Source organism: Synechococcus sp. R8-2, from assembly GCF_047461715.1.
In the GTDB taxonomy this organism is placed as follows: domain Bacteria; phylum Cyanobacteriota; class Cyanobacteriia; order Thermostichales; family Thermostichaceae; genus Thermostichus.
Map to the genome: position 1 here is coordinate 1 of NZ_JANSHQ010000081.1, position 8946 is coordinate 8946.

10 protein-coding genes are annotated in these 8946 nt (G+C 57.1%); 3 read left to right on the forward strand and 7 right to left on the reverse strand.

Features of this window, described 5'->3' with window-relative positions; translation table 11 throughout:
- The first annotated feature begins 285 nt into the window (after window positions 1–285).
- A complete protein-coding gene (locus NW819_RS02155; protein WP_011432901.1) occupies window positions 286–612 on the forward strand; it encodes a DUF5684 domain-containing protein in 327 nt (108 codons plus the stop codon).
- 44 nt (window positions 613–656) lie between these two features.
- Here the strand turns inward: NW819_RS02155 and nuoK are convergent, their stop codons facing one another.
- The 5 genes from nuoK to NW819_RS02180 form a co-directional block, all read right to left on the reverse strand.
- Window positions 657–962: an NADH-quinone oxidoreductase subunit NuoK gene (gene nuoK, locus NW819_RS02160; protein WP_414328814.1), complete on the reverse strand. Its 306-nt coding sequence runs from the start codon at window positions 960–962 to the stop codon at window positions 657–659.
- Between the two features lie 81 nt (window positions 963–1043).
- Window positions 1044–1652, reverse strand: a complete 609-nt coding sequence (locus NW819_RS02165; protein WP_414328806.1) for an NADH-quinone oxidoreductase subunit J — start codon at window positions 1650–1652, stop codon at window positions 1044–1046.
- A gap of 119 nt (window positions 1653–1771) precedes the next feature.
- On the reverse strand, window positions 1772–3073 hold the full coding sequence (locus NW819_RS02170; protein WP_414412754.1) for a TPM domain-containing protein: 1302 nt from the start codon (window positions 3071–3073) through the stop codon (window positions 1772–1774).
- Between the two features lie 145 nt (window positions 3074–3218).
- Window positions 3219–3950: a lipoyl protein ligase domain-containing protein gene (locus tag NW819_RS02175; RefSeq protein ID WP_414412755.1), complete on the reverse strand. Its 732-nt coding sequence runs from the start codon at window positions 3948–3950 to the stop codon at window positions 3219–3221.
- A 17-nt stretch (window positions 3951–3967) separates the two neighbouring features.
- Window positions 3968–4432: a YbjN domain-containing protein gene (locus NW819_RS02180; protein ID WP_414328810.1), complete on the reverse strand. Its 465-nt coding sequence runs from the start codon at window positions 4430–4432 to the stop codon at window positions 3968–3970.
- Between the two features lie 221 nt (window positions 4433–4653).
- Between NW819_RS02180 and NW819_RS02185 the strand changes: the two genes are divergently transcribed.
- Complete coding sequence (locus tag NW819_RS02185) at window positions 4654–5409, forward strand: 5'-methylthioadenosine/adenosylhomocysteine nucleosidase (RefSeq protein WP_414382819.1); 756 nt, start codon at window positions 4654–4656, stop codon at window positions 5407–5409.
- A gap of 63 nt (window positions 5410–5472) precedes the next feature.
- On the opposite strand, the gene NW819_RS02190 is transcribed toward NW819_RS02185, so the two are convergent.
- Window positions 5473–6426: a PspA/IM30 family protein gene (locus tag NW819_RS02190; protein ID WP_414412756.1), complete on the reverse strand. Its 954-nt coding sequence runs from the start codon at window positions 6424–6426 to the stop codon at window positions 5473–5475.
- Between the two features lie 329 nt (window positions 6427–6755).
- Window positions 6756–7574 (reverse strand): hypothetical protein, encoded by an 819-nt coding sequence (locus NW819_RS02195; protein WP_414412757.1) that lies wholly within the window; start codon window positions 7572–7574, stop codon window positions 6756–6758.
- Between the two features lie 85 nt (window positions 7575–7659).
- Between NW819_RS02195 and NW819_RS02200 the strand changes: the two genes are divergently transcribed.
- Complete coding sequence (locus NW819_RS02200; protein WP_414412758.1) at window positions 7660–8922, forward strand: class I SAM-dependent methyltransferase; 1263 nt, start codon at window positions 7660–7662, stop codon at window positions 8920–8922.
- The last annotated feature ends 24 nt before the right edge of the window (window positions 8923–8946 follow it).

The following is an 8946-nucleotide window of genomic DNA, read 5'->3' on the forward strand; positions in this document are numbered from 1 at the left end:
GTTGCCCCCCCGTGCTTGAGAGATTATTCGTCAGATCTGTATTCTTGATGAAACTTGACAGAATTCTTGATGAAACTTGACAGATAGGTCTGGACAACGGGATCCCTTTTGGCTAACTTTGTGGGCGGGATCAGAGTAGCTCCTGAACAGCTTTGGAAAGTTGGTTTTCTTGCGGTTTGGCCTTATAGCTGTATAGATTCGAGGGTTGTCTCTGACACCAAAGAGACGCTGGAGACAAGTGAGTTGACATTCGCAAATATCAAAAAAATATGTGGGAGGGTCACGATGGATGAGCTTTTACCAGGGCTGATTGCCGTTGCCCTTTACGCCTTCTTTAGCTACACCTTAATGGTGATTGGAGAGAAGCTAAACGTGCCGAATGCTTGGTTAGCTTGGATCCCGATTGCTAACATCTGGGTGATGTGTCGAGCTGCTGGTAAACCCGGCTGGTGGGTGATCCTCTTCTTCATTCCCCTAGTCAACTTGATCTTCGGTATCTGGGTGATCTTTGCCATTCCACCCCGCCTGAATAAATCCCGCTGGCTGGGTCTGCTGGTTTTCCTGCCTGTTTTGGGAGCTTTGCTCTACTCAGGCATTCTGGCCTTCACTTGAATTAGCCAGCCTTGCCTTGATACAAACTAAACAATCGAAAAAGTCTACCACTTGAGCAAGTTAAAGCTCTCCATATCAATAGTGGCGCGATTGCGATAGATCCCCAACACGATGGCCAAGCCCACAGCAGCCTCAGCAGCCGCCACGGTGATGACAAACACCGAGAACACTTGGCCACGAATCATAGCTGAATCGACAAAGTTGGAGAAAGCCATAAAGTTCAGATTCACCGCATTGAGCATCAGCTCAATCGACATCAGGACGCGAATCGCATTGCGGCTCACAATCAATCCGTAAATACCAATGCAGAAAAGAATCGCTGCCACCACCAAGAAAAACTGCAGTTGCAACATCGCGATGAGCTCCATGTAGATACACAATGACAGGGGCCTCGGGAAAGCTCTAGGTTTTATGGCCGAGAGCAGTCAGCTTCAACGGGTGCTCACCAGCTCTGCCGGTCGTTCTGACTCTGATTCCAGCTGGGGTCGGGCCCGCTCCAGCAAGCTCAGATCCCCTTCTCCAGCTTGGGGAATGACAAACTCTCGACGCGCCAGCACAATAGCACCGATCAGAGCCATCAACAGCAGGACAGAGGCCAGCTCGAAAGGCAACAGATACTCCCTGAAGAAATGCCCACCCATCACCAAAACACTGCTCATGGGTTGGATTGGCTCTAACTGCCAGGGGGTATTCAGGGCCATCGCCGTCAGAAGGGCAAACAACCCCAAGCACACGACTGCCGTCACTCCGTTGCGCAGCCAGCCCAGCTTCAGGGGGGCAAAGGTGTAGCGCCGATTCACCAACATGATGGCAAACAGGATCAACACATTAACCGCGCCGACGTAGATCAGAACTTGGGCTGCGGCCACAAAATCGGCATTCAAGAGGAGATACAACCCGGCCATGCTCAGGAAAACGCCCCCGAGCAGAAAACCGGAATAGACAATGCTGGGGGCCCAAACCACGCCTAGCGCGAAGCCAATGGCCATCGCCGATAGCACCACAAATGTAACCAGTTGTACGCCTTCTCCGAGGGTCATGAGAGATCCGTCCTTAGCCAGTTTCTATTGCTGCTCCCTTACCACTGTACTGTCCTGGCGGATTTAAGAGAAGCCCGACTCCTTTTTCAGATCGATAGAGAAATCTCTAGAGTTGGGTCTCACCAACTGCCGCCCGCCCCGCCACCTCCGCTGCTACCGCCACCGAAGTCTGAATCTCCACCTGAATCTCCACCGAAGTCTGAATCTGTGTCTGTGTCGCTGAGCTCGGGAATGACCACCTCTCGCTCGCTGCGGTACCCGCAGATAGGACAGCTCAGGATTTCCAGCTTCAAGCCGCTAGAGGAATAGGTGGCTTCCCTGAGAACCTGTGTGGTGAGGTCGAGGGTGAGGGCTTGGCACCGAGGGCAGTAAAGGTGTCGGGAGAGCGTGCCTTCGCGCACAACCACAGCTATTCCTTGACAGGTAGGACAAAACCAGCCGTAGTAGCGAGCTCTGCCGCGGCTCCTGGCCAGGCGATGCTCTTGGGGAAGGTACTTATCCAGAAGCTGGGGCTGGATTGGGCGCATGGGTCGGCCACAGGCTTGACAGACCACCGGCTGAAAAGGGATCCCACGCTTCCGGCTCAAGGTGCCGTCAGTGGCCATAGCAGCCACAACCGGCAGAGCGAACCCCAGCCAGTTGCCGCTGGACAATCCTAGGAACACGCCAAGGCAGAGGGATCCCGAATAGAGGAAGAGACGAATGGGGTCGCTCTGAACCGAAGAGAGCACAGCACCTGTTCTTAGATCTCTGCGTGTCAGGGAGAGGACTTGTCTTCCCCCTCGCTCAGCCCTTAGAGAGACGGGCATGCGAGAGCGCTGCCACCCCAGTCCCAAAATGATGATCCCCAGCAGCAGCAGGATCCCTTCCACCAGGGAAGAATCAATGCCCTGGGCCACTGCAGGAACATTTGCAACGGGCTGGCCCTGCAACACCGAGGTCAACTGCCGCACCCCCGCCAGAGTGCCGCCATCAAAATCCCCATTGCGAAACCGAGGCAGGATCTGCTGGTCGATAATCTGCTGGACTCGGCTGTCGGGGAGGATAGCGACCAGGCCCCTGCCCGTTTCGATTTCCACCCGCCGATCCCCTACCGAGATGAGAAACAAAACCCCGTTGTTTTGGCCTGCCTTGCCGATCCCCCAGTAGTTAAATAGCTGCGTGGTGAAGTCTTTTGGTGTTGCATATCCCTGAGTATTCGGCACGGTAACCACTGCCATCTCGGCACTGGTGCGCTGCTCAAGCTGAGTGATAAGACGGTTGAGCTCGTTTTCGGTGCTGCTGCTGAGGATGTTGGCGGTATCGGAAACCCACCCTCCATACTGACGGCGGGGGTTGGGCACTTGTTCAAGGGTAATGGCCCAAGCGGGCTGCGGCAGCAGGGATACAACTAGCAAAACTGCCGCCCAAACTTTCGGCATGGCTTACCTGGCTGAGCGCTGCCTAGGTTCTAGCACAGCTGTCTCGGCTAGACTGGCAGTCCTTTTCCCAGGGAGAGAGGGGAGTTGGGGAACGGTTGAGACAAGCCGCTTCTTGTTGCTGGTAATTGTTAACAGCAACCGGCCCTCAGTCCGGCCAAGGGAGCCAGGCTTCTTCTTGCCATTCCACTTCAAAGCACTCCCGGGCGGCCTGGAGAAAATGTTCGATCAAAGCAGGGATCCCTGGCGCCGTGGGGCAAATGTCGTAGATACCAATCACCTGCGAGCCGGGCAGATACCGTTCCCACAGCTCTAGATTGGGTTGCAATAGGAGGGATCCCTGTTGCAGGATCCCCCAAGGTTGCCACAGTTGGGCGTTGCCCATCAGCTTTTTGCCCTGCCAGCTCAGGTCAGCACGGGTACGGGAGGCAAAGCAACTGGTCTTGTTGCGGTAGCCGGGATCCCGGTGGCTTCGGCCGTGAGCAAAAGCGGGCTCATCTATGGCAATGCCCAGCTCCGCCAACCCCTGCACCCAAAAGCGGCAACAGAAGTCGTACACCCAGGCCCGCTGCAAACTGGGCAACCTGGCTTGCAAGTAAGAAAGGGGCAACACCAAGCTGTAGGTCAGCTCTGCTGCATCCTCAGCCGCCTGATGGAGCACCGCCCTTCCCCCCGTGGGTCGGCGCACAATCGGGATCCCTGGCAGGGGATCTGGCCAAACCTGGTGCCGTCCCAGCGAGAGGGTAAGCTGATCCCAGCCATAAAAGCGCAGGCAGGGCTGAGGATCCCGACGAAGCCTGTGCAAAAGCCGGAAGTCCTGCTCCATTTGCCAGGCCCCAGAGGCCACGCGGTAGGGGAGCCAGTATCCCTGGGATCCCATCCTGGCAAAGCCAGACCTTAAACTTTGGGGAACTCCGCCTGGAGGGGCTCATCATATTCATCGGCCAAGCTGGCCACAATGGTGATGGCCCGGGAAATTTCGCCCGCTGTGATCCCTTCCAAGGTGCGGTAGTGGTTCAGCACCACCTGGTTGTTCCAGATGCAAAAGCGCGCCTCTAGGGTGTCGCTCCAATTCTTCTCCAGGAGCTTCTGCATCAGCTTGGCCGGTTCTGCCACCGGCAGAGAGAGAACAGGAGACCATACCAAAAGGGTGTCTTCTGGGGATTCGCCGCTCAAATGGACGAACACTTCTGCCGTGCCGTAGGTGAACTTCCAGGTGTGTCCCTGCTCATGGTTTTCGTAGGCCGCATCCTCTTTGAGGCTGGAAACCACCGCCGAGACAACCTCAACGCAGCGAAGGGGCTCTGGAAAAACCTCTGGCGAAGGGTTAAAGGTGCTCATGAGCGGCTCACTGTAAACCATGGTCTTCCCCCTATTCCCTATCCAACCACCTCAACTATACCGCTATACCGCCTAAGACTCCGACCTATCCGGTCATCGCTTTGGGATCCTCAACTCAGGCGAGAATGAAACCGTTGGCAATGGTTCACTAAGTGGCCGGACAGGTGAGGGCAAGCGATCCCCCCCGCCAACTGGAGAGAGAGCCTGTTCAAAAGTCTTTCGAAGAACCTGAGGGAAGCTCTATGGAATCTCCATCTCATCTCCCCCAGAAAGCCATTGGTATTCTTGGAGCCCTGCCCGAGGAAGTGGCCATGCTCACCGCAGCAATGGAAACCTGCTCCATCCATACCCATCTGGGGCGACAGTTCCACCAGGGATCCCTGGCGGGGCAACCGGTGGTGGTGGTACAAGGTGGGGTGGGCAAGGTGCGGGCGGCAACCACGGCGGCTCTGTTGGTGGCCCATTTCCCTTTGCAGGGGATCATTTTTACCGGTGTGGCCGGGGCCTTGGCCGATCACCTGCACATGGGAGATGTGGTGCTGGCCCATGCGGCGATTGAGCACGACTTCGGCACCGGACGACCCGAGGGCTTTGTCTTGGGGATCGACTTTATCCCAGAGCTGCGCCACCCACTGGCCGAGGCCGATAGCGCCCTCTACGACCTGATTGTGGCCCATCCCGAGCGGATCCCTCTCCATCCCTTGCAAGGCCGGGATCCCGTCATCCATCAAGGCTTGGTGGCCACCGGCGATGTGTTTGTGGCCGACGCAGACCTACGCCGACAAATCCGAGAACGCACCGGCGCTTTGGTGGTGGAGATGGAGGGGGCAGCCGTGGTGCGAGTAGCGCAAGAAGCCGGGATCCCTTGTTTGCTGGTGCGCTCGGTCAGCGATGCAGGGGACGATACGGATTTCTTGAGCTTTTTTCAAACAGCAGCGCTCAACTCAGCAGCAGTTGTCCGCACCATCCTGCAAAACCTGCCCCCGTCCTTGCCTTAGCCCGACTGTGGGGATCCGGGGATCCCCTTTCCCAAGGAAGAGTTGGGCTGGATCGCGTTGGCGTCAGTTGTTCATCTCCCGCTCCAGCTTGGCCATCGAGATCTGGCTTTCCAGGCGGGAAATGCCTTCGCGAAGGGTTGCCACCTGTGCTTCAACTTCATCCAAAGATTTGCGAACCGCTTCTGCTGCGCTCATGTGCTGGTTGCGCCGAACCAAAGCCTCGCGGGCAAGGTCATCCTGGTTCTGTTGGCTGGCTTTCTCAGCCCTGACAAACCAATCTTCGGCCTTTTGCAAAATTTCGTCGTACCGCCGTTCCAGTTGCTTGCGACTGGCCAGGGTTGTGGTCAGGCTGCGCTGCAATTGTTTCAGATCCCGCTCCATCTGCCGGATGCTCACCCTCTGTCGGCTGGGCTTTCTCCACAGCACCTTGCTCAGACCCACCATCACCACCGCAGTAGCAATCCCCACACCCGCAGCCGCCGCCGGATTTTCACGAATCAAAGAACCATCCAAAACATTGACCCTCGCAAAGGCCGAGGTTTGCGTGGCCGTCTCCCGAAACTCCCAAGGCATCACCGGATTGCGTTGCTGCCAGAAGCCTAACCGCGCCGCTTGGGCCGCCTCTTGGGCTTCTAGGTAGCGTTGCCGATTGGCCCCGTGCAAAAAGCGCTCGTAAACCACCGCCTGACCCTGGCGCAACATCTCCAAATTCACCAAACCATCGGCGTTGTACACCTGGGCAATGTGAAGCCCTTCCGGTGTGACATAGAGGGTATCCACCTGCACCAGGGATCCCGTCGGGAGCAAGTTTTGCAGAGCCTCTTGGGATAGCCGCCCCCAGCGCCCTTGGGTCAGCTCCGGCGCATCCACATAGGCCAGACGGAAACGGGTTGGCCTGCCGTTCAAGTCCGCCCAAAAGGTGTCCCCATCTACCACCGACCGCACCCGTGCCGTCCCGGAAGATTGTGCTGCCGCCGGAAGAACAAGCCAACTGCCCGAAAGGACAGCCACAGTCATCAGAAGGGAAGTTCTTGAGGTCATGGGGGTCACTCCTATTGTGCAGAACAAGAACAAAAGTTAAGAAATAATAAGATAGAGAAGTTTGGGGGAACAAACCGGAATCCCAGAGCGTCCTTGGGGATTGCCGTGAGGCTGGCTGCTGCTCTTCCCTGGCAAAGGCAACAGAGCCAGCTGCTCCCTACGTCGGAAAAGCGAACCTCTCCCACGAAAAGCTGCGGCTCTCGAAGAGTCGGCTCGTGGGGTCGGCTTAATTTGGGTTAGAGTTTAGCTCACCTTTTGGGGCAACGTCACAGCCCTAAGGCGCAATCTTTGTCCCCCGGATCAAATCACAGGCGCAAGCGATAGGGTTCTTCGTCGGGGAAGTCGGGCAGAGGAGGGGGCAGGATCTCGATCTCCCCCGTAGGCAGCGTTTGCAGCACCGTACCCAACTGGACCAGTTGTTCCAAGACAAACAGGCGGGTATCCCGGTCGGTGGTGGAGTTATACACGCTCAGCCAAACATCGAATTGGGAACGGCGGCTGAGGGGGCTGCGGGCAATGTTATCCCCCAACTGGCGAAATTCATCTCCAGGCAGGCCCACCTGCTCTCGCCAGGCAGCGGCTTGGTAGTAGTCATTGCGGCCCGCTTCCGCATCCCCCAGAAACATAAAGTTAAGTAGGGCGCGATCCACATAAAGTCGCCAGGCGTCAGGGTTGTTTTGGGGGTTGAACTGCTGCAAGCCGCGATCCAAAATCTCGACGGCTTTTTCCGGCTGGCCGGCCCGATAGGCCAACACCAAACTGGAGAGCCGGTAGCCCAAGAGGAAATGGGGATCCAGCCGCAGCATGTGATCGAAGTAGTCGTAGGCCAGGCCATAGCCAGTCAGGGTGCGAGCCGGTGCATCCCCGTAGTACTGGATCAGCTCCAGCCACAGCCAGGAAGCCCCCAAGTTGCGGTAGCCCAGCCACCCCAGCGTGTTGGCCAGGGCAATGTTGCGGTTTTTGCGGGCCTCGGCATTTTCCAATTCTCCCAGATTGATCCGCTCCAGCATCGGCAATTGCAGCCGCACCACCAGGATCCCACACAGAAACGCCCCCCCAACGGCGGCCAGAGTGCCTGCCAGGGAGAAGCGAGAGCGACGACGGGGCAAGGAAGCAGTAGCCATGGCAAGTTTTTTGCGGATCCCTGAGGCTGTCGCGACCAGGGCTACACTCAATCATAAATTGAACCGTTGAGCCTTTCCCCTGCCTATGGCCAGCTCCGCCCTCTCCGCTTCGGAACGAGCCTTGAGCCTTTACGAGGCTCTGCCCTACCCTAATGTGCCCCTCTCGCAGACGGCTCGCAATGCCTTGCCGGAGATGTTTAAGATGAGCTACACCACGGCTCAGTACCTGCGCACCCATGCTATTGTCCCGCCGGAGGGCAAGGTTTTGTTGAATGCCGGCTGTGGCTCCGGTTGGGAAACGTTGATGATGGCCGAGGCCAATCCAGGGGCCCAGATCGTTGCCTGTGATCTGTCTCCTGCTTCGGTGAAGCTCACCCAAGAACGCCTGCGCCACCACGGCTTCGCAGATGCCGAGTTTTATGTCCTCAATCTGCTGGAGCTGGATCGCCTGGGGATCCAGTTTGATTTCATCAGCCTCAATGATGTTTTGTATTTGCTGGAGGATCCCACCGAGGGCCTGCGGGCGATGAAAAATGTCCTCAAGCCCGATGGCATCATCCGGGCCAATCTCCACAGCCGCTACCAACGGCAGGTGTTTTTCCGCTTGCAGGAAGCCTTTCAAAAAGTGGGCCAATTTGACGTTCCACCGGCTGTAGGGGCCAAGAATGTGCGGGAGTTTATGGGATCCCTTCGGGAAGAAGTGGCCCAGGCGGTGCTCTGGAACCCGGCCAACTATGCCGAAGATGCGGCCATTATGAATAATTACCTACTCTCCAACGACAAGGGGTTCACGATCCCCGACCTGTTTCGCATGTTGCAGCAGGCGGGGTTGAGCTTTTTGAGCTTGGTGGATAGGCCCGCTTGGTCAGTGGAGTCTTTGTTTAAAAAGGTACCTGAGTTTGTACGGCAGCGGTTGGCAACCCTCAGCGTCATGGAGCGGCTGCATCTGTATGAACTCCTTCGCCCTGTCCATCGCCTCATCGACTTCTGGGCGGAGCATGCCGGCTCTTCACCGGTGCTGCCCTGGAGCGACGAAGATTGGCTGTCGGGATCCGTACAATTCAATCCCCTGTTGATGGACAACCCCCGCTTTCGCCAGGAGTACAGCAAAGCCCTGCAAGAGAAGCGGCCCTACGAAATGCAGTGGACAGGGGCCACCCACGGGCGGATCAGCATCCCTGCCGAGAAAGTGAGCTGGTTGGCGCCACTGCTTCAAGGACCAACGCCGGTTCGAGAGCTGATTCAACAGGCCGTCCAGTTGGGATCCCCAGATGAAGAACGAACAACCGCTGAGGTGCTGACCTTCCTAACCAACCTAGAAGACTTTCTTTTTTTGATGCTGCAATAGGCAGCTGATACATTTACGCTGAAC

Bases quoted from the DNA above. Each gene is read 5' to 3' on its own strand.
- NW819_RS02195 (WP_414412757.1), bottom strand. From the start codon at position 7,574: ATGGCTACTGCTTCCTTGCCCCGTCGTCGCTCTCGCTTCTCCCTGGCA.
- NW819_RS02200 (WP_414412758.1), top strand. From the start codon at position 7,660: ATGGCCAGCTCCGCCCTCTCCGCTTCGGAACGAGCCTTGAGCCTTTAC.
- NW819_RS02155 (WP_011432901.1), top strand. From the start codon at position 286: ATGGATGAGCTTTTACCAGGGCTGATTGCCGTTGCCCTTTACGCCTTC.
- NW819_RS02180 (WP_414328810.1), bottom strand. From the start codon at position 4,432: ATGGTTTACAGTGAGCCGCTCATGAGCACCTTTAACCCTTCGCCAGAG.
- NW819_RS02170 (WP_414412754.1), bottom strand. From the start codon at position 3,073: ATGCCGAAAGTTTGGGCGGCAGTTTTGCTAGTTGTATCCCTGCTGCCG.
- NW819_RS02175 (WP_414412755.1), bottom strand. From the start codon at position 3,950: ATGGGATCCCAGGGATACTGGCTCCCCTACCGCGTGGCCTCTGGGGCC.
- NW819_RS02185 (WP_414382819.1), top strand. From the start codon at position 4,654: ATGGAATCTCCATCTCATCTCCCCCAGAAAGCCATTGGTATTCTTGGA.
- NW819_RS02190 (WP_414412756.1), bottom strand. From the start codon at position 6,426: ATGACTGTGGCTGTCCTTTCGGGCAGTTGGCTTGTTCTTCCGGCGGCA.
- NW819_RS02165 (WP_414328806.1), bottom strand. From the start codon at position 1,652: ATGACCCTCGGAGAAGGCGTACAACTGGTTACATTTGTGGTGCTATCG.